The organism is Aquimarina discodermiae, assembly GCF_040786235.1.
Taxonomy (GTDB): domain Bacteria; phylum Bacteroidota; class Bacteroidia; order Flavobacteriales; family Flavobacteriaceae; genus Aquimarina.
In genome coordinates, this window is sequence record NZ_JBFMKP010000006.1 from 100,638 (window position 1) to 126,305 (window position 25,668).

Annotated in this window: 26 protein-coding genes; 17 read left to right on the plus strand and 9 right to left on the minus strand. The window is 34.1% G+C overall.

The genetic code is table 11. The annotated features are described in order from the left end of the window. Nucleotides 1-4 precede the first annotated feature (4 nt). Entirely contained in the window at nucleotides 5-1,621 is a 1,617-nt protein-coding gene (locus tag ABW636_RS05180; RefSeq protein ID WP_367588892.1) for a DUF1501 domain-containing protein, read from the plus strand. An 88-nt stretch (nucleotides 1,622-1,709) separates the two neighbouring features. Here the strand turns inward: ABW636_RS05180 and ABW636_RS05185 are convergent, their stop codons facing one another. Further along, the gene (locus tag ABW636_RS05185) at nucleotides 1,710-2,045 is read right to left on the minus strand and encodes a hypothetical protein (protein WP_367588893.1); all 336 of its coding nucleotides are present in this window, start codon (nucleotides 2,043-2,045) and stop codon (nucleotides 1,710-1,712) included. Nucleotides 2,046-2,274: 229 nt separating this feature from the next. Between ABW636_RS05185 and metG the strand changes: the two genes are divergently transcribed. From metG to ABW636_RS05215, 6 genes are all read left to right on the plus strand, one after another. Beyond that, on the plus strand, nucleotides 2,275-4,341 hold the full coding sequence (gene metG / locus ABW636_RS05190) for a methionine--tRNA ligase (RefSeq protein WP_367588894.1): 2,067 nt from the start codon (nucleotides 2,275-2,277) through the stop codon (nucleotides 4,339-4,341). A 213-nt stretch (nucleotides 4,342-4,554) separates the two neighbouring features. Continuing rightward, entirely contained in the window at nucleotides 4,555-4,872 is a 318-nt protein-coding gene (locus ABW636_RS05195) for a GIY-YIG nuclease family protein (RefSeq protein ID WP_367588895.1), read from the plus strand. A 65-nt stretch (nucleotides 4,873-4,937) separates the two neighbouring features. Next, nucleotides 4,938-6,425: a hypothetical protein gene (locus ABW636_RS05200; protein ID WP_367588896.1), complete on the plus strand. Its 1,488-nt coding sequence runs from the start codon at nucleotides 4,938-4,940 to the stop codon at nucleotides 6,423-6,425. A gap of 6 nt (nucleotides 6,426-6,431) precedes the next feature. Beyond that, on the plus strand, nucleotides 6,432-7,334 hold the full coding sequence (locus tag ABW636_RS05205) for a histone deacetylase family protein (protein ID WP_367588897.1): 903 nt from the start codon (nucleotides 6,432-6,434) through the stop codon (nucleotides 7,332-7,334). A gap of 60 nt (nucleotides 7,335-7,394) precedes the next feature. Continuing rightward, nucleotides 7,395-7,910, plus strand: coding sequence for a DUF6265 family protein (locus ABW636_RS05210; protein ID WP_367588898.1), 516 nt, complete (start codon nucleotides 7,395-7,397; stop codon nucleotides 7,908-7,910). Between the two features lie 3 nt (nucleotides 7,911-7,913). After that, nucleotides 7,914-8,261 carry a hypothetical protein gene (locus ABW636_RS05215; RefSeq protein ID WP_367588899.1) on the plus strand — a complete coding sequence of 116 codons (348 nt, stop codon included), beginning with the start codon at nucleotides 7,914-7,916 and terminating at the stop codon, nucleotides 8,259-8,261. Nucleotides 8,262-8,268: 7 nt separating this feature from the next. Here the strand turns inward: ABW636_RS05215 and ABW636_RS05220 are convergent, their stop codons facing one another. After that, complete coding sequence (locus ABW636_RS05220) at nucleotides 8,269-8,739, minus strand: CBS domain-containing protein (protein ID WP_367588900.1); 471 nt, start codon at nucleotides 8,737-8,739, stop codon at nucleotides 8,269-8,271. 336 nt (nucleotides 8,740-9,075) lie between these two features. Here ABW636_RS05220 and ABW636_RS05225 point away from each other — a divergent pair, with 336 nt between their 5' ends. Next, on the plus strand, nucleotides 9,076-11,460 hold the full coding sequence (locus tag ABW636_RS05225) for a M28 family peptidase (protein ID WP_367588901.1): 2,385 nt from the start codon (nucleotides 9,076-9,078) through the stop codon (nucleotides 11,458-11,460). A 41-nt stretch (nucleotides 11,461-11,501) separates the two neighbouring features. Here ABW636_RS05225 and ABW636_RS05230 read toward each other — a convergent pair whose 3' ends face one another. From ABW636_RS05230 to ABW636_RS05255, 6 genes are all read right to left on the minus strand, one after another. Further along, nucleotides 11,502-11,657 (minus strand): hypothetical protein, encoded by a 156-nt coding sequence (locus tag ABW636_RS05230; protein WP_367588902.1) that lies wholly within the window; start codon nucleotides 11,655-11,657, stop codon nucleotides 11,502-11,504. A gap of 264 nt (nucleotides 11,658-11,921) precedes the next feature. Continuing rightward, entirely contained in the window at nucleotides 11,922-12,350 is a 429-nt protein-coding gene (locus ABW636_RS05235; RefSeq protein ID WP_367588903.1) for a hypothetical protein, read from the minus strand. A 95-nt stretch (nucleotides 12,351-12,445) separates the two neighbouring features. Next, a complete protein-coding gene (locus tag ABW636_RS05240; protein ID WP_367588904.1) occupies nucleotides 12,446-13,435 on the minus strand; it encodes a M28 family peptidase in 990 nt (329 codons plus the stop codon). Nucleotides 13,436-13,540: 105 nt separating this feature from the next. Beyond that, complete coding sequence (locus ABW636_RS05245; protein WP_367588905.1) at nucleotides 13,541-14,287, minus strand: succinate dehydrogenase/fumarate reductase iron-sulfur subunit; 747 nt, start codon at nucleotides 14,285-14,287, stop codon at nucleotides 13,541-13,543. Between the two features lie 7 nt (nucleotides 14,288-14,294). Then, on the minus strand, nucleotides 14,295-16,310 hold the full coding sequence (locus ABW636_RS05250) for a fumarate reductase/succinate dehydrogenase flavoprotein subunit (RefSeq protein ID WP_367588906.1): 2,016 nt from the start codon (nucleotides 16,308-16,310) through the stop codon (nucleotides 14,295-14,297). A gap of 13 nt (nucleotides 16,311-16,323) precedes the next feature. Then, a complete protein-coding gene (locus ABW636_RS05255) occupies nucleotides 16,324-16,983 on the minus strand; it encodes a succinate dehydrogenase cytochrome b subunit (RefSeq protein ID WP_367588907.1) in 660 nt (219 codons plus the stop codon). Between the two features lie 275 nt (nucleotides 16,984-17,258). On the opposite strand from ABW636_RS05255, the gene ABW636_RS05260 reads away from it, so the two are divergent. The 4 genes from ABW636_RS05260 to ABW636_RS05275 are packed head-to-tail and all read left to right on the plus strand — an operon-like array spanning nucleotide 17,259 to nucleotide 20,401. Next, nucleotides 17,259-18,137 carry an alpha/beta fold hydrolase gene (locus tag ABW636_RS05260; protein WP_367588908.1) on the plus strand — a complete coding sequence of 293 codons (879 nt, stop codon included), beginning with the start codon at nucleotides 17,259-17,261 and terminating at the stop codon, nucleotides 18,135-18,137. Then, nucleotides 18,138-18,641, plus strand: a complete 504-nt coding sequence (locus ABW636_RS05265) for an RNA polymerase sigma factor (RefSeq protein ID WP_367588909.1) — start codon at nucleotides 18,138-18,140, stop codon at nucleotides 18,639-18,641. It abuts the gene before it with no gap. Next, the gene (locus ABW636_RS05270; protein ID WP_367588910.1) at nucleotides 18,634-19,230 is read left to right on the plus strand and encodes a hypothetical protein; all 597 of its coding nucleotides are present in this window, start codon (nucleotides 18,634-18,636) and stop codon (nucleotides 19,228-19,230) included. Before ABW636_RS05265 ends, ABW636_RS05270 begins: the two co-directional genes overlap by 8 nt. Before the next feature lie 25 nt (nucleotides 19,231-19,255). Beyond that, entirely contained in the window at nucleotides 19,256-20,401 is a 1,146-nt protein-coding gene (locus ABW636_RS05275) for a methionine aminotransferase (RefSeq protein WP_367588911.1), read from the plus strand. A 5-nt stretch (nucleotides 20,402-20,406) separates the two neighbouring features. Here the strand turns inward: ABW636_RS05275 and dinB are convergent, their stop codons facing one another. Further along, entirely contained in the window at nucleotides 20,407-21,504 is a 1,098-nt protein-coding gene (gene dinB / locus ABW636_RS05280) for a DNA polymerase IV (protein WP_367588912.1), read from the minus strand. A gap of 86 nt (nucleotides 21,505-21,590) precedes the next feature. On the opposite strand from dinB, the gene ABW636_RS05285 reads away from it, so the two are divergent. The 5 genes from ABW636_RS05285 to ABW636_RS05305 all read left to right on the plus strand — a co-directional run bounded on the left by ABW636_RS05285 (nucleotide 21,591) and on the right by ABW636_RS05305 (nucleotide 25,658). Continuing rightward, nucleotides 21,591-22,253, plus strand: coding sequence for a Rossmann-fold NAD(P)-binding domain-containing protein (locus ABW636_RS05285; RefSeq protein ID WP_367588913.1), 663 nt, complete (start codon nucleotides 21,591-21,593; stop codon nucleotides 22,251-22,253). A 121-nt stretch (nucleotides 22,254-22,374) separates the two neighbouring features. Beyond that, nucleotides 22,375-23,073, plus strand: coding sequence for a hypothetical protein (locus ABW636_RS05290; protein WP_367588914.1), 699 nt, complete (start codon nucleotides 22,375-22,377; stop codon nucleotides 23,071-23,073). Between the two features lie 29 nt (nucleotides 23,074-23,102). Beyond that, the gene (locus ABW636_RS05295; RefSeq protein ID WP_367588915.1) at nucleotides 23,103-24,215 is read left to right on the plus strand and encodes a helix-turn-helix domain-containing protein; all 1,113 of its coding nucleotides are present in this window, start codon (nucleotides 23,103-23,105) and stop codon (nucleotides 24,213-24,215) included. 25 nt (nucleotides 24,216-24,240) lie between these two features. Beyond that, complete coding sequence (locus tag ABW636_RS05300) at nucleotides 24,241-25,086, plus strand: DUF2911 domain-containing protein (protein ID WP_367588916.1); 846 nt, start codon at nucleotides 24,241-24,243, stop codon at nucleotides 25,084-25,086. A 104-nt stretch (nucleotides 25,087-25,190) separates the two neighbouring features. Continuing rightward, nucleotides 25,191-25,658 carry a CYTH domain-containing protein gene (locus tag ABW636_RS05305; protein ID WP_367588917.1) on the plus strand — a complete coding sequence of 156 codons (468 nt, stop codon included), beginning with the start codon at nucleotides 25,191-25,193 and terminating at the stop codon, nucleotides 25,656-25,658. Nucleotides 25,659-25,668: the final 10 nt, after the last annotated feature.

The window sequence follows — 25,668 nt, forward strand, 5'->3', positions numbered from 1 at the left end:
CCCTATGTGCAATACTCATCATTCTCAAAATAATAAAAGCCATAAAGATGGCTCATGTAATACAGACGATCATAAAAAATGGAACAGAAGATCTTTTCTTCAGGCATTAGGATTAGTAGGTGGAGGATCTATGATGCTCGCCAATACTCCTTTATCGGTTTCACGACCTTCTCCATTATCAATTGCACTTAGCCAGGCAGAAAATGAGAATATTCTTATTCTATGTCGACTTAGTGGTGGTAATGATGGTTTTAATACCATTATCCCGGTATATGACTATGATATTTATGCCAATGCCAGGCCTCTTATCAAAATACCTCCAAGTGAGTTTATTACCCTTAATGACGATTTTGCCATGCCTAAACCCATGAACAAACTCGAGAGTGTATGGGGCGATGGGCAAATGAGAGTTGTTCATGGGGTAGGATATGAGGATTCTTCTTTATCTCATTTTAAAGGCTCTGATATTTATGCAAACACCAATCTGGTCGAAAATGACAGAACCGGTTTTATGGGGCGTTATTTTCAGGAAATCTATCCCGATTATATTTTTAATCCGCCGGCAAGTCCGCCTTCGATACAAATCGGAAGCATTGGTAATCTAATCTTTAAAGGACCTCAAAATGATTTTTCGTTTGCTGTTTCAGATCCAAGACGTTTACTTCAAATCGCAGAAAACGGAACCTCATACCATACAGATGGTCTTGGCGATTGTACCTATGATGAAAAAGTACGTCACCTTAGAGAAGTTACCAATACCACCTTTACCTATGCCGATGAAATTAGTACCGCCTATGAACGCTCTACAGATTTTGGCGGATACCTGGATGATAACCTGGGAAGGCAGTTTAGTATTATCTCACGATTGATAAAAGGAAATCTAGGCACCAAAGTATATCTGGTTACACTAGGAGGTTTTGATACGCATAATAACCAAATACAACGCCATGGTGAATTGTTAAACTCACTTTCTGAAGCCATTAGTACATTTTATAGAGATCTTACTGCGGCGGGATGGGATGACAAAGTACTCACGATGACTATGTCAGAATTTGGAAGACGTTTTCAGGAAAATGGTTCTCTGGGAACCGATCACGGTACCGCGGCTCCAACGATGTTTTTTGGCACTGCGCTAAACGGAAATGGTTTTGTAGGAGAACACCCAAGTCTATCTAACCTTAGCGGAGGAGGGAATGTTTTTAACACCACCGATTTTAGACAGGTATATGCTACCGTTTTAAAAGAATGGTTATGTATCGATGAGACTACCGTAGGCAGAGTCCTTCTTGGTGGTGAATATGAATCTATGGATCTTGGGTTTAACTGTTCTGGGATTAATCCCAACATTCCTACCGATGGAGATGGGATTACTCATATTGTTACTTATAATAATAGTCAAACCTATATCAATATTGTAATGCCAAACACTTCTCATGTAGATATTGCCTTGTATGATATTGTGGGTCAAAAAGTAGCCACCTTACGAAATGAGGTATTAATGGAAGGACAATATGTAATCGACGTAAAACAGTCTGCAAATCTCAGGCTAAGTACTGGTCCCTATGTATATCGTATAGAAACCAATAGCGGTGATTATAGTAGATCACTTTTAATTTCTTAAATCAAAAGTTTTGTATGAATTGTAATCAAAATAATCGACAAAAAATTTATCACTTTTTTACCGATTTTTTTTGCTGCAAACTTGTTATCTAATCTAATGGATCTGGTTTTAAAAGCCCTTTCATAACGACATCGTCTTCTATTTTCATAAAATCCGAATATAGAATTTCGATTACTTCTTCTTTTGTTTTTCCAGAGGCTAATAAATCATATGCTTTTAATGCAGATGGTTGAATCACTTCTTTATATGATTCTACAGATATCTCTTTTATAATGGTCTTATCCATTCCTCTTTTCTGGAATGGAGCTATTGTATAGACAACTGATACAGCTGCACCTTTGCATATTATTTCTTTTGTTACCTCTTGACCATACGAATAAGTAGATGCAAAAATGATAAGGAGTAAAACTAATAATTTTCTCATAATTATTTTTTGTTAAAAACCTCACGAAAGTACTTATTTAATTGATCGAATACTAATCTTTATACAAGTATAACTACCTACATTTTGACTTTCCTATTTGTAGTAAAACTTATAGAACAAATTACCGCTTTTAAAAAAATATTGATTTGAGTTATAAAAGACGTTTTTATAACGAAGTATAGAAAGTTTAAACCAGTTCATTACCTTTGTGCCTTATTTTTTAAGCATTATGAGTACAAAAGGAAGATATACCATTACAGCAGCATTACCCTATACCAACGGTCCAATTCATATTGGTCACTTGGCCGGAGTTTATGTACCCGCAGATATTTATTCGCGTTACCTAAGAATAACCGGCAATGACGTTGCCTTTATTTGTGGTAGCGATGAGCATGGTGCTGCGATCCCAATGCGTGCCAAAAAAGAAGGTGTATCGCCACAAGTTATTATAGATAAGTACCATAGCATTATCAAAAAATCTTTTGCAGATTTTGGTATTTCGTTTGATAATTACTCTCGAACCTCTGCTCCTATTCATCATGAAACTGCATCAGAGTTTTTTAAGAAACTATATGATGATGGTAAGTTTATCGAAGAAACTTCTGAACAGTTATACGATCCAGAAGCAGATCAGTTTCTGGCAGATCGTTTTGTAACAGGTACCTGCCCCAAATGTGGGCATGAAGAGGCTTATGGAGATCAGTGTGAAAAATGCGGAAGTTCTCTTAATGCGACCGACCTTATCAATCCAAAATCTACCATATCGGGTGCAGAACCGATTCAAAAACAGACCAAACACTGGTTTTTACCCCTAGATCAATATGAAGATTTTTTGAAAGAATGGGTATTAGTAGGGCACAAAAGAGATTGGAAAACCAATGTATATGGCCAAATAAAATCCTGGGTAGATGATGGGCTTCGCCCTCGTGCGGTTACTCGTGATCTTGACTGGGGTATCCCAGTACCAGTAGCAGGAGCCGAAGGAAAAGTATTATACGTATGGTTTGATGCTCCTATAGGTTATATCTCTTCTACCAAAGAATGGGCTACGAGAGAAGGAAAAGATTGGGAACCATACTGGAAAGATAAAGACACTAAATTGGTACACTTTATAGGAAAAGATAACATTGTTTTTCACTGTATTATTTTCCCAAGTATGCTAAAAGCAGAAGGAAGCTATATTTTACCAGAAAATGTACCCGCCAATGAGTTCTTAAACCTCGAAGGCAATAAACTTTCGACCTCAAAGAATTGGGCTGTTTGGTTGCACGAGTATTTAGAAGAGTTTCCCGAGAAACAAGATGTACTTCGATATGCATTAACTGCTAATGCACCAGAAACTAAGGATAACGATTTTACCTGGAAAGATTTTCAGGCACGTAATAACAATGAACTAGTTGCCATTTTTGGTAATTTTATCAACCGTGTAGTAGTTTTAACCAATAAATATTACAATGGTATTGTACCTACTCCGGCAACGCTTTCTGAAGTAGATGAGCAAACACTTACAGAGCTTAAAGCATATCCTGCAGTAATATCCAGTTCAATCGAAAGATATCGATTTAGAGAAGCGAGTCAGGAATTATTAAACGTTGCGAGGTTAGGAAATAAATATCTGGCAGACGAAGAACCCTGGAAACTGATTAAAACAGACGAAGAACGTACCAAGACCATTATGTATGTTGCTTTACAAATAGCCAGTGCATTGGCGACCTTATCAGAACCATTTTTACCGTTTACTTCGCAAAAACTAAAAAATATACTTGCTTTGTCATCTAACGAATTAGCAACCAATTGGAACGATATTGCTACCAAAGAGATTTTGCTTCCTGCGGGACATCAAATAGAGAAAGGAGAATTGTTATTCTCTAAAATCGAGGATGCAGAGATACAAAATCAATTAGACAAACTCGAGGCTACCAAAAAAGCCAATGAAGCCGAAAATAAAACAGTAGAGCCACAAAAAGAAACTGCTACTTTCGAGGATTTTGTAAAAATGGACATGCGTATCGGTACGATCATCGAAGCCGAAAAAATGCCAAAAGCTAAAAAGTTGTTGGTACTTAAAGTGGACACAGGTATCAACGTTAGAACGATCGTTTCAGGGATTGCCGAACATTTTTCTCCAGAAGAAGTTGTCGGCAAAAAAGTAACAGTATTGGTGAACCTTGCACCCAGAGCACTAAGAGGTGTAGAAAGTGAAGGTATGATCTTAATGACTGAAACTCCAGAAGGTAAACTGGTATTTTTAAATCCAGATGAAGATGGCGTGAATCCTGGGGCTGTAGTAAGTTAAATAACATATAGAATCAAAGTAAATCCCAAAGGTTATAAAAACCTTTGGGGTTTTTATATAACATAGGGTAACATTTCTAAGTTTAATGACATTTATACATAACAACAAATAATTAATGTCAGGCCGAGCGCAGTCGAACTCTTTTTTTAAATCAAATGTAGACCAATGTCAGGTCGAGCGCAGTCGAGACCTAAACATTATACAAAATGTTAAATGAAATTATACTATGTATACATATTACAATGCTCGGATGATTTAACATATACAGGAGTTACTAATAATGTTTCCAGAAGATTTGAAGAACATCAAAAAGGATTGAATAAAAATTGCTTTACATATAAACGTAGACCTGTAGAACTTATCTTTTCTCAAGAGTTTACTAACATAAAACAAGCCATTTACTTTGAGAAAAAGATCAAAAAATGGAGTGCTAAGAAAAAGATTGCTTTGTCAAATAATCAATTTGATCTTCTTCAGATATTGTCTGAATGCAGAAATGCAACACATTCAAAATATAAACCAAATGAGTAAGGTCTCGACTGCGCTCGACCTGACAAACCATGATACACCACTTTTATACCAATAATTTTACAATTATGAAACAAACCATCATACTATGTCTTTTTTGTGTACTTTCTCTTAATGGATTTTCTCAGGAAAAGGTGTTGGAGTTGAAGGAAAGTTTTTCTAACTCTAATAGATTAAATAAGAAATCATACACGTTTGCCAATCGGAAGAATGATGACTTAATGCTTTTATTAGAAGGTAAGGAACAATATGCTTATTTATTAAGCTCGGACTATCGGCAAAAATCAAAAATAACTACAAAAGCCTTTTCGTATAAGTTTCCTAATATTATTGGGCACACAATTCTTAATCAATCTTATTCTATATTTTATAGTAATACCAAAAACACAAAATTTGGAGTTCAAACATTTGATTTTGAAAACAAAACTTCATCTAACACTTCTCTAAACCTAAAAATAAAAGGAGAAAAATATGTAGAAAGCATTAATTATAATAACAAGATACACATACTCACAATTACAAAAAGAACGTCGGATTTAAATATTTACATATTGGATAAAAACTTTCTTCCTGAAAAGAAAACGATCTCTCTAAAACAACTTGAATATCAAAATCCATCCGACCGACATCACACCATTAACGCCTATTATTTATTATTATCAGATGCCGGAGGACTTTCTAGCCCTATTATAGATATTACTAAAATAGAATCAGGTAATCCAAACTCGATTGAAATTACATCAAATGAAAATAAGCTATATCAATTCAAAAATAAAATCGTCTTTAGTTTTGATTACAGTAATAAAGAAACCAGAATATGTTCTATTAATCTAGACACATTTACATCGGTAATTAAAATTTTTGACAAACCGTCAAAACATGAAAAGAACTTTGAATATAGTAATTCCTACATTTTTAACAACAAGCTTTTCCAAATAGCAAGTTCCAATAAAAAAATGAAGTTTACTGTTTTAGATTTGACTACTGAAAAATTAATACGGGAATATTCATTTACAAATGAAGATAATTCTATTCCATTTAAAAATTCTCCTATTTTGGAAAAAGGTAAGTCTTTTTACGGTTCTTCAAAGCATAAAATTCTTGAGATTGAAAAGCCATCTAAATTCCTAAAAAGAATTTCTGGTGGACACCTTGGAATTTCTGCATACAAAATAAACAACGATTATATTGTTGCTCTTGGCGGAGCCGTATATTTTGCTTCTTCTTATCGATTTACGGCAGGTGTAGGAGAAGGGTTTAACCCAGATGGAACGGTTAGATTTTCATCTCCCCTAACAATCAAACATAATCCAACCCTTTACGGATATAATGGATATTCAAATATCTCATCAATCTCTATCAATTGTTTGTTTGATGAAAATTTCGAGCATAAGCAAGGTGATATTCCTAAGAATATATATGATAAGGTTAATGAGTTTGAGAATACGCTTAAAAAGCCATTAGCAGTAAACCTATTCTTACATAACAACTATTTACATTATAGTCACTTTGACCGAACTGACAGAATATTCAAAATTTATAGGTTTAAAAACTAAAAAGCAATGCTCAAAATAGCCTATCACCCAATATACAAACATCCTTTACCAGAAGGGCATCGGTTCCCGATGATCAAGTATGAGCTATTACCAGAGCAACTATTGCATGAGGGTACCTGTATTGAGGAAAACTTCTTTACTCCAGAAATTCCTGATCCTACCCCTATCTTGGCCGTTCATGATACTGTCTATTATAAAGATTTGATCAATTTATCATTAGATCGCAGTGCTATTAGGAAAATTGGTTTTCCTTTATCTCAAGAATTAGTAAATCGTGAAGTAATCATTGCAGATGGTACCATTAAAGCTTCTTTATACGCTTTACAACACGGTATTGCTATGAATATTGCAGGAGGCACACACCATGCCTATACGAATCGTGGAGAAGCCTTTTGCCTGCTAAATGACCAAGCGATTGGTGCTAGATACCTTTTACAACAAAAACTTGTGAAAAAGGTGCTTATCGTAGATCTGGATGTACACCAGGGTAATGGTACGGCAGAAATATTTGCAAAGGATCCCGATGTATTTACCTTCTCGATGCATGGTGCTAAAAATTATCCTTTTAAAAAAGAAAAATCAGATCTGGATATCGAGCTTTCTAATGAAACGAACGATTCAGAATACCTGGTTATTCTCAAAAAAATACTCCCACAGCTTATACAAGAACAACAACCTGATTTTATCTATTACCTATCGGGGGTAGATATTTTATCTACCGATAAACTGGGTAAATTAGGATGTAGTATCGATGGTTGTGCAGAACGAGATCGTTTTGTATTACAAACCTGTAAAGTCCTATCGATCCCAGTGATGTGTTCTATGGGTGGCGGATACTCTCCTGAGATCAAAACCATTATCGAAGCACATGCAAACACATATCGCCTGGCACAGGAGATTTTCTTTTAAATGCTATTAACCATTTGTAAACGGATAATTATTGTATCTTTCATCCAAAATCAATGCTTTATGCAACCTCGAAACTTATTCCTGCTTTTATTTTTTGTGATCCCATTTTCATATACGTATTCGCAGGAAAAAAAATCTCATGTGCTAAAATTTACAGAGGATATGGTTTCTCCTCAAGCCACCTTACAAGATATTGCATGGATAAGCGGTTATTGGAAAGGCGAAGCATTTGGAGGTATTACAGAAGAAATGTGGAGTAATCCATTGGGCAATTCGATGATGTTTGCGTTTAAATTGGTAGTCGATGATAAAGTAAAGTTTTATGAACATGGGGGTGTCACAGAAATAGATAACACACTCTTACTGCAGTTAAAGCATTTTAAGGGTGATTTTAAGGGATGGGAGGAAAAAAATGAAACGGTAGACTTTAAACTGGTAAAAGTTACTGAAAACATAGTTTATTTTGATGATTTTACATTCGAAAAAATAAGTGATACAGAAATGAATTTATACGTTGTTATCGGAAACAAGGATGGATCGAATAGCGAAGTTAAATTTAACTATAAAAAACAATAGTTGATGCAAAAAGAATGTCCTGTATGTGGGGATAAAATAGTTGGACGCGCAGATAAGAAATTCTGTAGTGATCATTGCAGAAATGCACATAACAATCAATTAAATAAAGACAGTAAAAATCTGGTACGTAATATCAATAACCTATTACGCAAAAACTATCGTATTTTACAAGAATTGAACCCAAAAGATAAGACAAAAACCACTAAAACAAAGCTTATCGAAAAAGGTTTCGATTTTAATTATTTCACCAATATTTACGTTACTAAAACCGGCAACACTTATTACTTCGTATATGACCAAGGATACTTACCGCTCGAAAACGATTTTTATGCTATTGTAAAAAGAGATTAAAGTACTTCTAGATATCTCTCCAATGTTGACTGTTCATTTTCAGCGCAGCTTTCATAACATCTTTTTGACTAATCTGCCCTACCAATTTACCATCTTCTATAATAGGGAAACGTCTTCTTTTTGTTTGTAAAAATTTATTGGCAGCGTCAAAAATATTTAAGTTTCCATCGATAGTTTCTACATTTTTCACCATAAATTTTTCTACGCGGGCATCATTAATAGGCATATTATAGTACCTACTTTCATTTAATTGCTTGATACAATCCCCTTCAGAAATAATTCCTAATAATTTATTGTCTTGATCCACAACCGGACCACCTGATATTCTATGTTTAACCAAGGTTTCTATAACCTCCATTACAGACTGATGCGGACTAAAGGTGATCAAATCTTTTGACATATAATCTGAAACTTTTATGGGGGTCTCATTTTGCTTTTTTGTTTTGGAACGAGCTCCCTGAAAACTTATTATTCCCATGATATTAGTGTTTTAGTGAATCTTGAATATAACTATTTGCAATAAGTTCTCCTAATAAACTTCTAATTTATTGCTAGTTACACTTTGTACAGCATCTCCTTATCTTCTTCTCGAAAGCAGAAAAAAATCCCCACTATAGCATCAAATGGTTTATATTTTACACAGTTTATAAAGTTTTTGGAACGCTACAAATTCTATAGACTTTCTTTACGCAAACGCTCAATACCTAATTTAATTACCGGTTTACAGTAATTCTCGAAAGCTACGCTTCATTACACCAGAATAGGTTTAATATTTGTGGTGTATTTCTTACCTTTAACCTAAATCAAAGTTCAAATGCGAAAGTTTCCCTCTCTACTCACACTTTTTCTTATACTCGCTTCATTATTCTATACTTTTTATGGCAGTAAGCCACAAAAATTAACAGACTTAAAAACTCCAACACAAGAATTTGCTACTCTTAGAGCATTAGAACATGTTAAAAACATATCCAAGAAACCTCATTATCTTGGAAGCGCATCCAATAAAACGGTCAGAAATTATATCGTGGGTGAACTCGAAAAACTAGGATTACAGCCAGAAATTCAAACAGGTTTTACAGTTTCAAAAACAGGAAACGTCAATAAACCTCATAACATACTTGCCAAAATTAAAGGAAGTGATTCTTCTAAATCATTAGTACTCATGACCCACTATGATAGTTCGCCTCATTCCTCTTATGGAGCCAGCGATGCTGGTAGTGGTGTAGCTACTATATTAGAAGGGGTACGAGCCTATCTGGCAACCAATAAAGTCCCCAAAAATGATATTATCATTTGTATTACAGATGGTGAAGAACTTGGGCTTAACGGGGCACAGCTTTTTACCAATAAACACCCTTGGGCAAAAAATGCAGGACTTATTCTCAATTTTGAGGCGAGAGGTAGTGGCGGTAACTCCTACATGCTTATTGAAACCAATGGAAAAAACGGTAAAATGATTGATGAGTTTTCTAAAGCAGGTGTACAATACCCTGTTACCAACTCTCTGGCATATAGTATCTATAAAATGTTACCAAATGACACCGATCTAACCGTTTGCAGAGAACTTGGCAATATCGAAGGCTTTAATTTTGCATTTATTGATGATCATTTTGATTATCATACCGCCAATGATACCTGGGAAAATATGGACCTAAACACTTTACAACACCAGGGAAGTTATTTAATGCCTCTTCTTTCTTATTTTTCTGAAACCAATATTACATCGCTTTCTTCTGATCGTGATTACATTTATTTTAATGCTCCGATTTTTAAGCTGATTAAATATCCTTTTAGTTGGATATATGGACTTCTATTAGTAGCCATTCTTTTATTTATAGTATTAATTGTTTACGGAAAATTTAATTATCGAATTGATTTTAAAGAATCACTCTTTGGCACAGGTGCCTTTCTTTTGTGCCTCATCCTTGCCGGAGGTTTAACGTATGGAGGATGGCAATTACTAGGGCTTATTTATCCGCATTATAGCGAAATTCAACATGGATTCACTTACAACGGCTATCAGTACATTTCTATATTTGTTCTTTTATCTATTGGTATATGCTTTAAAGTATATGCAAGAATTAATAAAAGTGAAAATCAAGCTAGCTTGTTAGTTGGGCCTTTATTGATATGGTTAGTTTTATGTACACTAGCAGCTTTATATCTAAAAGGTGCCAGTTATTTTATAATGATGGTATTTTTTGGGTTGGTATCCTTGTTTGTTATTATTAGACAAAAACAACCTAATCCATTTTTAATGGTGTTATTGGTATTTCCGGCAATTTATATTCTTGCACCGTTTATTGCCTCTTTTCCAGTAGCTCTTGGACTTAAAATCTTATTCGTTTCTGCAGTTTTAACCGTTTTACTATTTGGTTTATTACTACCCGTGGTTGGGTTTTATAAACGAAAAAGACTAATCGGAAACTTAGCTCTTCTTTTAGGTTTAGTCTTTTTAATAGGATCACATCTAAAGTCAGATTTTACAGAAAAAAGGCAAAAACCCAATAGTCTGGTCTATATTTTGGATGCTAATCAAAATAAAGCAGTTTGGGCAACTTATGACAAAACACTCGACAACTGGAGCAAAAACTACATTAATCCAGAAGAGAACATTGCTGCCACTTATACCAACACAAATGCATTTCAGAGCAAATATGGGAAGTCCTTTGAATATGCAAATCAAGCACCTATAAAAAATATTGTATATCCCAAATTAGAAATTGGTAAAGACACCCTCATTGGTAACCAAAGACATCTTAATCTATGTATCGCTCCACAAAGGGATATGCAGCGAATAGACATTTATACAGAAACCCTATTTAATTTTGATACATTGTATGCAAATAAAGTGACATCTCGTGATTTTGAGTACAGTGGTACTACTTATAATGCTTTTACCAAAAGGTGGAGTTCTAATTTATTGAGTTATCACGCCATAAATAATGAACCTCTCGAACTTGAAATGACTTTTCATAAAGATTCATTACCAAAATTTATCGTATATGAATCTTCATTTGATCTATTAACCAATGACCTTTTTTCAATACCGGAAAGAGATAAAAATATGATGCCTAAACCTTTTGTTGTAAATGATGCTATTATTATTAAAAAGGATCTGGCGATAGCACCCTATCAAGTAAAAAAGAAGGATACTTTATTTAATACAGAACAAACTACCTCACAAAACGTACAATAATTCAAGAATAACTTAAATTATTGTACGTTTTAATAAAATACTTAGAGCTCATTAATTATTGATTCGTTACTCTCTTTTGTTATTGAAATTTCTGATAAAGTGGGTCTAGTTGTTCCTCCAACCACTGAACATAAAGATTTTTTAGAAATAATTTTCAATTCTCCTTTTTTAATAACACCTATCGATAATTTGTTCATCCTAATTTAAATTTATTTTAAGCACCTACTCTATTAAAGGCTTTTCGATTTCCGCCTAATTTTTCAAAAAAAACATTTTAATACCTCAATAATATCCTGTTATACAAAACATTAACAAGAAAACTAAAAGAACTCTCAAAAGCTACTTTATTACCATTACGAAATAGATAAAAAAAATTACTTGCAGGTTTGGAGTTCTATTAGTAAGTGTCAATAGTACTATAAATGTTACCTTTTAAATTAGGTTTTGTTCTAGTTTGTCCTTTAATACTCATACAAAACACTTTCATCAGAATTAGTAATAGTTAGCTGTACTTGATTGCCATCAACCTTTAGGCTAGAAATATCAAAAGTTATATCTTTTGTAATGAAAGCTTGACATGCTTCTTCATTTTTTAACGACAATCTTAAGTTTCTTTGAGGTGGCATAGATTCTAGGATATCCTCTGAATCAATTAATTTAAGCTCCCAACTATCTCCACTACATCCACTTGAACCAAAATTAATTTTTAAACAATTATTTTCAATAGTTAAACTATTAATTGTCAATTGGTCTGATGGAGCATCTGAATATTGTTTAGCACTAATTATTGTTGTAAGCCCACAATTATCATTCGAGGATTCATCATCATCATTTGAACAACTTAAAATTGTTAATCCGACTAAAATAAACGTCACTACTTTATTCATCATAAATAGTATATTTATTTATTAGATGAATTTCCTGCAAGTGGTTGCGTTCAATACGCAGTAATAAGTGGTAACAAATTAATAAAATGAACCTATATCTATCTAGATTTAGATAAAGTAACATCTACCTCTGCAAATACAGAAATAATAAGCTTAACTACCTTGGTATAAAACACAGGCATTACACCTTTAAACTCATCGGTGTGCTTATGATAATCGGGGTGATCTTCTTCACCAAAATAAAGAAACGGAATATCTATATTATGAAAAGGTCCATGATCAGACGCCTTGGTCCAATCATCTTTGCCATCTGACCCATCATGGCCTTGTGATAATTTGATATCTGTAGGGTTCTTAAAATCCTTTAATACACTTTTTAAAATATCATTGTATCGAGCTCCCACCACATACAATTCATTATTTATATTTCTGCTAATCATATCCATATTGATATTCAGAACAATATCATCCTTGGCAATCGGCATATTTTCAACAAAATACTTTGCTCCTGCCAAACCTAGTTCTTCTGCATCAAACGCGGCCAAAATCACCGTATGTTTTGGCGGGTTTTTCTTAAAATATTCTGCGAACGATACCAAAGCAGCAACTCCAGAGGCATTATCATCGGCTCCGTTGTATATTTTATCATTTATTATACCCAGATGGTCATAATGTGCACTTACCACTATATACTTATCTGGATGTACGGTCCCTGCTATTTTTCCCAAAACATTAATTCCTGCATGTGGGTATTCTTTATTCTTATGACTAAAATTAAAAGATTGCTCAAAAGAATCTTTTATAGGTAGCACATTTAACTTTTTAAATTCGTTTATGATAAAAGTTCTTGCAAGAGCATTTCCTTTTTCACCAGTTTTACGGCCTTCGTAACGATCAGATGACAATTCTTTTAACCTTGTTATCAATGCAGCTTCATCAAATAAAGATGTAATCTCTTCCTTTTGACTGATACTGGTTTCTTTAGAAGTTTCAGTTTCTGTTTTTTCCTGTGCTTTAGATTTACAGCTTAAAAAACTTACAAGAATAACAAAGATCAAAACTGTGGCGCGCGATACTATATGTTTCATTAATTTTTTATTATGGTCTGTAAATATAGCAAAAAACAACCCCCTAATCATGCATTGATTAGGGGGCTGATATATTATAAAAGTTATTTTCTAATAAAAAGATAGTTACCCTTTCAAACTTGCTTTTAAATACTCACGATTCATACGAGCAATATTTTCTAAAGAAATTCCTTTAGGACATTCTATTTCGCAAGCCCCTGTATTAGTACAGTTACCAAAACCTTCTTCATCCATTTGGTTTACCATAGCCAGTACACGTTCTGTAGCTTCTACTTTACCTTGTGGCAATAGCGCATATTGCGAAACTTTTGCAGAAGTAAACAACATTGCAGATGCGTTTTTACAAGCTGCAACACAGGCTCCACAACCAATACAGGTAGCTGCATTAAAAGCATCGTCTGCATCTTCTTTATTAATTGGGATTGCATTTGCATCTATGGTATTTCCTGAAGTATTTACAGAAACATATCCTCCTGCATGTTGGATTCTATCAAAAGCACCTCTATCTACCATCAAATCCTTTACAACAGGAAACGCTTTGGCTCTAAAAGGTTCTATAAAGATGGTATCCCCGTCATTAAACATACGCATATGCAATTGACAAGTAGTTACCAAACGGTCTGGACCATGTGGTTCTCCATTTATTTGCAATGAACAAGCCCCACATATACCTTCTCTACAGTCATGGTCAAATACTACAGGCTCATCACCTTTGTTGATTAATTCTTCGTTTAACACGTCTAACATTTCTAAAAAAGACATGTCTCCTTCAATTCCAGATATTGGATATTCTACTATCTTTCCTTGAGACTTAGCATCTTTTTGACGCCATATTTTTAGTGTAAGATTCATAGCTTTTTTATTTATAAGAACGTGTTTTTAATTCAATATTTTCGAAAGTAAGTTCCTCTTTATGCAAGGCTGCATTTTTTGGCTCTCCTTTATACTCCCATGCTGCAACATACTTGAAGTTTTGATCATCACGTAGTGCTTCTCCTTTTTGCTCTCCTTCTTGCTCTACAGATTCTTCTCTAAAATGCCCTCCACAGGATTCATTACGATGTAATGCATCTTTTGCAAATAACTCACCCAACTCTAAGAAATCTGCAACTCTTCCTGCTTTTTCTAATTCTGGGTTCATGCTATTTGCAGTTCCTGGCACTTTTACGTTTTTCCAGAAATCTTCTCGTAATGCTGCAATCTCATCGATCGCTTCTTTTAATCCTTGTTCATTACGAGACATTCCGCACTTGTTCCACATGATTTTACCTAATCTCTTATGGTAATAATCTACAGAATGCTGTCCTGATCCACCCATTAATTTGGTGATACGATCGGTTACTTCCTTTTCTGCCTGATCAAATTCTGGAGTATCGGTTGGTATTTTTCCCGTACGAATATCTTTAGACAAATAGTCTCCGATAGTATATGGTAATACAAAATATCCATCTGCCAGACCTTGCATCAATGCAGAAGCTCCTAATCGGTTAGCACCATGATCAGAGAAATTTGCTTCTCCTGCCGCATAACATCCAGGAACCGTAGTTTGTAAGTTATAATCTACCCATAATCCTCCCATAGTATAGTGTACCGCGGGATAGATCATCATTGGCGTTTTATATGGATTTTCGTCTACGATCTTTTCATACATCTGGAAAAGGTTTCCATACTTATTCTCGATTACCTCTTCACCAAGCTTAGTTATTTCTGCTGCAGAAGGGTTTTCTATACCAGAAGTTAATGCTTTTTCTTTTCCGTAACGTTGTATCGCAGAAGCAAAATCAAGATAAACAGCTTCTCCTGTTTTATTGACACCAAAACCAGCATCACAACGCTCTTTTGCTGCTCTAGAAGCTACATCACGAGGTACCAGGTTACCAAATGCCGGATAACGACGCTCCAGGTAGTAATCTCTTTCTTCTTCAGACAATTGTGTTGGTTTTAATTTACCCGCTCTAATTGCCTTTGCATCTTCTATTCGTTTTGGCACCCAAATACGTCCATCGTTACGCAATGATTCTGACATCAATGTTAATTTTGACTGATGGTCTCCCGATACAGGAATACAGGTTGGGTGAATTTGAGTATAACATGGGTTCGCAAAGAAAGCTCCCCTTCTGTGCGCTCTCCAGGCTGCCATCACATTACTTCCCATGGCATTGGTACTTAAGAAAAATACATTACCATATCCTCCACTTGCCAACACCACTGCATGTGCAGCATGACGCTCTACTTCTCCTGTAACCAGATTACGAGCGATAATACCTCTTGCTTTTCCGTCTACTTTCACCAAATCCAACATTTCGTGACGGTTAAAAGACTGTATTTTTCCTCTATTGATTTGACGGTTCATGGCAGAATATGCTCCTAGCAATAGCTGCTGACCTGTTTGTCCTTTTGCATAAAATGTACGAGATACCAATACTCCTCCAAACGAACGGTTATCTAGTAACCCTCCATATTCTCTTGCAAATGGTACTCCTTGTGCAACACATTGATCAATAATGTTTGCAGAAACCTCTGCCAATCGATATACGTTTGCCTCACGAGACCTATAATCTCCTCCTTTTACGGTATCATAAAATAAACGGTAATCAGAATCACCGTCTCCTTGATAATTTTTTGCTGCATTGATTCCTCCTTGTGCAGCAATCGAGTGCGCACGACGTGGAGAATCAGAATAACAAAATGTCTTTACATTATAGCCAAGTTCTGCTAATGTAGCAGCAGCACTTCCTCCTGCTAATCCAGTTCCTACAACAATAACATCGATATTACGCTTGTTGGCTGGATTTACCAGGTTAATGGTATTTTTATGTTTTGTCCACTTATCTGCCAGTGGACCTTCTGGTATTTTAGAATCTAAAATTGACATACTAGTGGTGTTTTTAATGCGTAAAATGAAGTACTAAAGCAACAATAATAAACCCTACAGGTATTACTATGGCAAAAGCCTTAGCAAATTTTGTTGCAGCTACAGAATACTTATTATTAAATCCTACAGACTGGAATGAAGATGCAAATCCATGCCATAAGTGCAATGCTAAAAACACAAATGAAATTACATACAATCCTGTACGGATCGGACTTTCGAATTTGTGTAATAACTCTCCGTAATAACGAGTTGGATCTTCTGGAGCAAATTCTACATACTTATACACAATTTCTGGAACCCAGAAATCATAAAAATGTAATCCTAAAAATGCAAGAATCACCAATCCAGAATAAATCATATTTCTTGACATCCAGGATGCATTGGCCCCTCCGTTATACTTAGCATACTTAACCGCTCTAGCGTTTTTATTTTTAAGTTCTAATACAAACCCCATTACAAAATGAAAAATCACCCCAAAAATAAGTACAGGTTGTAAGACAAACTGAACCACTGGGTTGGTTCCCATAAAATGAGATAAGTCATTGAATGTATCTGCACTAAAAATTGAAGTAAAATTGATGGTAAAGTGTTGTAATAAGAAGAAAACTAGGAAGAGTCCGGATAATGCCATGGCAACTTTTCTAGCTATTGAAGATTTTATCAATCCACTCATTATTAAAATGTTTAATTAGTTGTTGCGCAAAAATAGGGTTCAAAGCCATTTTAGCCAAGTTTTATAGAGTCTTTATTTCGCTATTTATAATGAATATAAAGAAGAAAAGTATATTATTTAACAAGAAGCTCTTACCAGACTTAAATCTTAATTTTTGACCTAAAAAACAGATTCTACTTTGTTTTGGTTCTCTCTATTTTTTATAAAATTTTCTATAAAGATGTAATAAAATGAAATCGGCCTTACTAAAAGAGTAAATTATAAATAGTATCATCATGAAAACATTACAACTATCTTTTATCAGCTTTCTTTTAACCTGTTCTCTTTGGGCACAAAAAACAACACACCATAACTCATTTGATGTTACCGTAGAAGGTAAAGGAGAAACTCTTTTTTTACTTCCTGGTTTATCCTGTTCTGCCAACGTCTGGAAAGAAACCATAAACAAGTTCAAAGATACTTATGAAATTCATACTTTTACATTGGCCGGGTACGGTGGAGTACCTCCTGTTACCGAAGATAACATCTTAGCTACTATCAAAAAAGATCTAATAAAATATATTACTAAACATAGATCCAAAAACAGCATTTTAATGGGGCATAGTATTGGTGGATTTATGTCTTTATTATTGGCTATTGATAATGAAACTATCGTTTCAAAAATTATAGTGGTAGATGCGTTACCATTTCTAGCGGGTCTTAATAATCCCAGTATTACCGAAGAAACGGTCAAATCATCTTATACATCTATGAAAGATTCTTACTTAAACATGAATGATGAGGCCCTTAAACAAAACCTTCAAAACGTGCTTACTAGAATGATTCGGGACACCACCAAGATTGATGACGTACTGAAGGATGCTATAAAATCAGACCGAAGAACACTGGGTATTACTGCTTTCGAAATGATGAGTAACGACATAAGAATAGCTATCGCGGCCATCAAAATCCCAACTTTGGTAATGACGAATTGGAATAAAATTCACCCACAATTTCCTAATTTTACCAAAGACACCAAATTGTCGCTTTATAAACAACAATATAAAAACTGTTCGAGTTGTACTGTCGAAATGATTGAAAAAGCAGAACATTTTATTATGTTAGACAACCCAGAAACTTTTTACACTTCGGCAACCAACTTTATAAGTAAATAAATGAAAAACAAGGAGAGAGAACAACTATTTACAGAGGTTGTTACACTTCATAAAGATAAAATTTATCGTATTTGTTATGCATACTTATACGAAAAAGATTCGGTCGAAGATCTTTATCAAGAAGTGTTGATTAATGTATGGAATGGTTTAAACAAATTTAAAGGAAACGCCCAACTTAGCACCTGGCTATATCGTGTAACCCTTAATACGACCATCACTTTTAATAAAAAAAACAAAACGCACCAGCAATTGTTTGGAAATAGTATCCCAGAAAATATTATCGAAAATATTGATACTACAGAAACTCAGCAAGAATGCCGAGTGAACAAACTAATGCAATGTGTACAAAAACTAAAGGAAGAAGAACGTATCCTAATCAGTTTGGTTCTCGAAGAATTAAGCTATAAAGAAATTGCAGATGTACTAGGTATCGAAGTCAGTAATGTAGGGGCACGCATTAACAGAACGAAAAAGAAACTCTTAAAAATATACAACAATGAATGATTTTGATAAACTAAAAAAGGATTGGAAATCAGTCAAGACTACCAAAACAGAATTAAAGAATGATTCGAATTCTTTGATCGAAAGATTAAAAAAACTACAACGCAAAATTATAACAGGCAATATTATATCCAGCATTTTATTTATCCCTACAATTTTTATGGTGGGTTGGTTATGGACTGCTTATGAAAAAGGGAATACCCTCTTTTATGGAAGTCTGTTTTGTCTTGCAATCTTAATACTCTTTACCATCGGGATCTTTTGGTATCGTGTGCTTTTTTGGAAGACCCCTGAATTAGACAAAAATGTAAAATCTTTTGCTACTATTATGATCAAAAAACTATCCTATTATAAATGGATTACTAATATTTATATGCCTGTCTATTCTGTTTTATTGACTGCTATTCTTTTTGCCTACTTTCAGACCATTCTTAAAGATGCTGACTTTTGGTTTTCCTTTTGGGCATACACCCTCACATTTGGTTGGGCAATAGGTGTTAGCTTTGTAGGTATTAAAAGAAAAAGAAAGAAAAATAAAAAAGAGATCGATCCTATTTTGCATGATTTAAAGCAGATAAAAGAAGCATTTTAAATCAAAATAAGTACTATTTTAGAGCATGCAAAACATCAAATCCAAACTACCCAATGTTGGCACCACCATTTTTACGGTTATGAGTCAACTTGCTTCAAAATATGATGCTATTAATCTATCACAAGGGTTTCCCAACTTTAAAATAGATCAAAGATTAATAGAATTAGTGCATCAAGCTATGTTAAAAGGGCATAATCAATATGCCCCAATGCCTGGCTTGTTATCATTAAGAGAGGCAATTGCTCATAAAACTAACTCTCTTTATGGAAGCAATTATCATCCCGAAACCGAGGTTACAGTGACCGATGGAGCTACACAAGCTATTTTTACAGCAATCGCGGCCTGTGTCTCTAAAGGAGACGAAGTCATTATTTTTAAACCTGCTTATGATTCTTATGAGCCAGCCATTACTTTATTTGGCGGAACGGTCGTTCCTATACAGTTATCTGCCCCTAGTTTTACTGTTGATTGGCAAGAAGTTGCGTCCAAGATCAATTCGAAGACAAAGATGGTTATTATTAATACGCCACACAACCCAGGTGGAGCTGTGTTATCTAAGGAAGATATGCTTCAGCTAGAAAAGCTCCTTTGCGGCACCAATATTATTTTACTTAGTGACGAAGTATATGAACATATTGTTTTTGATGGACAAAAGCACCAAAGTGCAGCACGATTTGCAGGATTAGCAGAACGCACTTTTATTACTGCTTCATTTGGAAAAACCTTTCATACGACGGGTTGGAAAATGGGATATTGCATTGCCCCTAAAGCATTGATGGAAGAATTTCGAAAAGTGCATCAGTTTAATGTTTTCTGTTGTAACCACCCTATGCAATATGCCTTGGCAGAGTATCTAAAAACACCCAATAATTACTTATCTCTATCTTCGTTTTATCAGGAAAAACGAGATACTTTCTTATCATTAATTAAAGATTCCAGGTTTTCCTATATCCCATCTAAAGGAACTTACTTTCAGTTATTAAATTATACTACAATCACTGATGAAAACGATATAAAATTTGCTGAAAGATTAACAAAAGAACATAAAATTACCTCGATTCCTGTCTCTGTCTTTAATCTTAACCAACAAGACGACAAAGTACTACGATTTTGTTTTGCAAAAACAGATGATACCTTAAAAAGAGCTGCAGAGGTGTTGTGTAATATTTAAGATGGTTAAAAATCAAATTTTAACTGAATAATCTCTACCTCTTCTTTTTCTTTTTTTGGTGTGTCTTTTTTTCCGGTATTCAAATTTGAAAGTGAAATCCCTAACAACCTTACAGAGTCTTTCATAGTATCCTGATACAATAGCTCTTTTGCCGTTTCTAATAAAATGGTGGCATCACTTACATAATAGGGTAAGGTTTTACTTCTGGTTTGCAGACTAAAATCGCTGTATTTAATTTTTAAAGTAACCGTTCTACCTGAAACTTTACTTCTTTTTAGACGTTTTTGTAGTTCTTCTGCAATGCTTTGCAATCGTTCAAGCATATAAATTTCTGAAGAGATGTTCTCTGTAAATGTTCGCTCGGCAGCCAGTGATTTGCGTTCTCGATTAGGTTTTACCTCACTTAAATGAATCCCCCGAACAATACGAAAATAATGCCCTCCTGATTTACCGAAATGTTGGGTTAGAAATTCTTCGGTTTTAGATTTTAGATCCTTACCCGTATAAATCCCCATTTGATACATTTTATCTCTGGTTACCTTCCCCACTCCGTAGAACTTTTTAACATCCAGCTCTTCCAAAAACTCGATAACCTCTTCTGGGTCCACTGTCTTTTGCCCGTTAGGCTTGTTATAATCACTTGCGATTTTAGCAACAAATTTGCTGATCGAAATCCCAGCAGAGGCAGTTAGACCCACCTTCTCTAAAATCTGTTGTCTTATCTCTTGTGCGATTAAAGTTGCACTAGGGTTTCCCTTTTTATTTTTAGTAACATCCAAATACGCTTCATCCAACGATAGAGGCTCTACTAAGTCTGTATATTCAAAAAATATTTTTCTAATCTTAGACGAGATTTCCTGATATCTTTCATAACGCGGACGAACAAATATCAAATCTGGACAAAGGCGTCTTGCCATTGCGCCACTCATAGCAGATCGTACTCCAAATTTACGCGCTTCATAACTGGCAGCACTTACCACCCCACGTTTACCTCCTCCTCCAACGGCCAGTGGCTTTCCTTTTAGATCTGGATTATCCATTTGCTCTACAGAAGCGTAGAACGCATCCATATCGACATGAATAATTTTTTTATGAGGTAGCATTTCTTCCACATTACAAAAATAACAGATAATGCCATTCTAATTTGTAATATCTTTATATCGTATCAATAAACTCATCATACCATCTCATGAAACAAGCTATCATACTAGGAGCAACAGGATTAACGGGTGGTATGCTACTGGATAGATTACTAGAGGATAATCGATATCGCAAAATTAAACTGTTTTCTAGAAAAAGTATTGGAATATCACATCCAAAAGTTACAGAATATATCGTGGATCTTCTTTGCTTAGAAGACAGTAAAGAACTCTTTGTTGCCGATGAGGTATTTTGCTGTATTGGCACGACCCATTCAAAAACACCAGACAAAAACTTGTATCATCAAATTGATTATGGTATTCCTGTTACCGCAGCCAAACTTTGTTCTCAAAATAATATTAATACTTTGTTGGTAGTATCGGCTTTGGGAGCCAACCCAAAAAGCAGCATATTTTACAATCGTACCAAAGGCGAAATGGAAGAAGCTGTGTTAAACTATCCTATTCCTAAAACACATATTTTACAACCTTCGCTTATCGGAGGAAATCGTAAAGAAAAAAGAACTGGTGAGTATTTTTTTAAATTACTTATGAAACTATTAAATCCTATTTTGATAGGCGCTTTCAAAAAATATAGAACCATAGCACCCGAAACTATCGTTTCGAGTATGATTTGGCTAGCAAATAATGAATTTTTAGATACCCGAATTTCTTCAGAAAAAATAAAAGAACTAGCACAACACTCCTTTTAATGAAAAATAGCCTATAAATTAAGTACGCATACAGTATCAATACCTATAACTCCTTGTTTTCCTTCATTTTTTCGTAGGTCGCTTCTACCTTTGTTTTGCAAATATTTATAAATCAAAATTTATGAGGCATTTAAAAATCTTTTCTTCGCTATTCTTTTACTTTATATTAACCTCGGATCTTATCGCACAATCGAACATAAAAACAATCAGTTTAAAAAAAGGTGAAATATTAGACATTCTATTATTTACAACCAAAACAGATACTGAAAAAGCATTTGAAAAATATAAAAAAACTGCTTTCCCATTTGCATTCAAAAAAACATATCAACCCTTAACTAGTTTTAAAATTGTCGAAAATGCACAAGGTAATATACACCCCTCATCATTTATATTTAGCAAATGGAGTAATTTAAAAAACAGGGAAGAGTTTATTGAAGAAATTGAAGGTGTTGTACCTGATTTTCACCTGCAACGTAGAAATATATGGACTTTATTCAATTTAACCTATTATGAAATGCCTAGCGATATTTCTTTTACTATTAATAAAGATAAATACAATGTGGTAACTGCTTATTGGAAAAAAGAAAATAGCTCATTCAAAAACTTCATGACGCTTTGGTTACAGAAGTTAAAATTGACAGGAGGCACAACCATCCTTCAATTAACCAACGGAAAATCCACCATGGGGTATCACTACAACCCTGATATTTTATTGATTACCCATTGGAATAGCAAAAAAGACTTTGAAGCTTTTAGAAAAGAAAACCTAAAAATGAATCATAAAGGGGTACTACATGTCAATCAATTTATCCTAAACTAGTATCTTGAACAAAAACGATATTCTAAACTATGCAGACCTTCTTAAATCAACTTGTTTATTTTGCATATTTTCAAAGTTTGTTTTTACTATTTATTTACTTTTTTTCTAAAGTAAGGAAAAACATAAATATCTACCTCGTTGTTTTGGTGTTTGCGCTTGCAATAGGCTTGACAGGCCGTGCACTTTATCTCTCTGGCATTGTTTCTAATAATTACCGTTGGGTTATTTTTTCAGAATTTGCTACTTTATTATTTGGTGCAACGATTTACCTATTTACGCGATCTAGTATATCCAACAAACCTTTTTCATATCAAGAATTGATTCATTATTTACCTGCATTAATATATAATTTCTTTGTTACTGTGGCTTTTATAATCCCTTCAGATGAGATCCTTAAAGAAAGAACCGAAAGTGGAATACAACTTAAAATTATATTACTATTCATTGCCGTAGGTTTACTTTTTAACATTTCCTATTGGGTATTAAGCTTAAGAATATTTTTAAAATTCAAACGAAATATTCAAAACGAACTTAGTTATACGGTAAAATCTAGGTTTTTCATGAATTTTTTAATAGCTATCGGAATTTGTCTGTCTTGTTGGTCATTAATGTTCTTAAATTGGGTAATAGGTTATGGTTTTTTTACCAAAATAAGCTGGCAAATAATATGGATTAGTATTGCAATCCTTATTCTTTTCATTTCGTTTTATAGTATAAAAGAACCACAGTTGTTTAAGGTTACATCACTTCTTGTTTCTAAAAAATATGCTCTATCTAAACTTTCAAACAAAGAGTTAGATGATTTAAAGGAGCGGCTGGAGCTCTTAATGCAGTATAAGAAACCGTATCTGAATAGAAAATTATTAAAATCAGAATTGGCACAAATGCTGGGTGTTAGCAATCCTGAAATGGCTCGTTTACTCAATGAGCGAATAGGCATGAATTTCTTTGAATATATCAATTATTATAGAATCAAAGAGTTTATATCGCTTTCAAAAACAGAAAAAGCTGTAAACATGACTTTTTTTGGCTTAGCACAAGAAGCTGGTTTCAATTCAAAAACCACCTTTAATAAATCATTTAAAAGCCTAATGGGAGCTACGCCCAAAGCTTATTTTAATCAATCATCTATCAAAAACTAATATAACAATTTTTAAATCATCAAAAATGAAGAATAAACTATATACTCTTTGCTTCTTAGGAATTTTTCTTACTACTTCATTAAAAGCACAGTTACGCACTCCTGCTCTTAGTCCGGAAGCAACAATCATCCAAATGATAGGTCTTACTGAAGTTAAAGTAACCTACTCAAGACCTCATATCAGAAACCGAATCATCTTTGGAGATGATGGCATAGTACCTTACAGTGAATTCTGGAGAACCGGTGCCAATGCGGCAACCAAAATTACTTTTTCTGATCCTGTTGTAATTGCTAATACACCTCTAAAAAAAGGGACTTATACTATCCTAACCAAACCAGAAGAAAATGCCTGGACACTTTACTTTTATCCATATGAATCCAGAAATTGGAATAGTTATATTACCAATACCCCAGTTGCTACTATACCAACCGAAAGCTTTACAACTCCTAAAAAAACCGAAAGCTTTACTATTGCAATAAATGATGTCACTCTGGATAGCGCAAAACTTAGTATTCTTTGGGAAAACACGGGTATATCCATCCCTATTATTACTCAAAACAAAGATAGCATCTTAAAAAACATTAAAACAGTGATGTCTGGCCCCAGTAATGGTGAATATTTTCGAGCTGCGTTATACTTACATCAAACACAACAGGATTTAAACAGCGCACTTACCTATATACAGAAAGTAACCAAAGGGTCTAATCCCAGATTTTTCCAGGTATATAGAGAAGCTCTTATTCTTAAGGATCTGAATAGGGAAAAAGAAGCACTCGCAGCAGCTCAAAAATCTTTACAGCTGTCTGAGAAATCAAAAAACAAAGATTTTGTACGCCTAAATCAAAAATTGATTGAAGCATTATCGCAATAATATACATCACAAATAGGTTAACAAAAATTTATAGAACCTTTGTATACGAATATACTATCTCCTTAAAAAAGAATATTTTTGAAATTCAATTAAGAGAATTTCTAATGATCGAAATAGAACGTAAATTTCTGGTAACCTCTGATATTTTTATAAAAGAAGCACAAAAAAGTACTCGTATTGTGCAGGGGTATCTTAATTCTGATCCAGAACGTGCAGTACGGGTACGTATTAAAGGTGATAAAGGCTTTTTGACCATTAAAGGAAAAAGTAACAATACCGGCACCTCTCGCTTTGAATGGGAAAAGGAACTTAAAATAGAAGAAGCCGAACAATTACTTAATTTATGTGAAAAAGGTATTATTGACAAAATCAGGCATGAAATTTCTATGGGTAAGCATATCATCGAGGTGGACATATTTTTTGGTGATAATAAAGGATTAATTCTTGCCGAAATTGAATTACAACATGAAAACGAAACATTTGTAAAGCCAAACTGGTTAGGAAATGAAGTTACAGGAGATCCACGTTATTATAATGCTCAACTTAGCAGAAACCCATATAAAAATTGGTAATTTGAAAAAA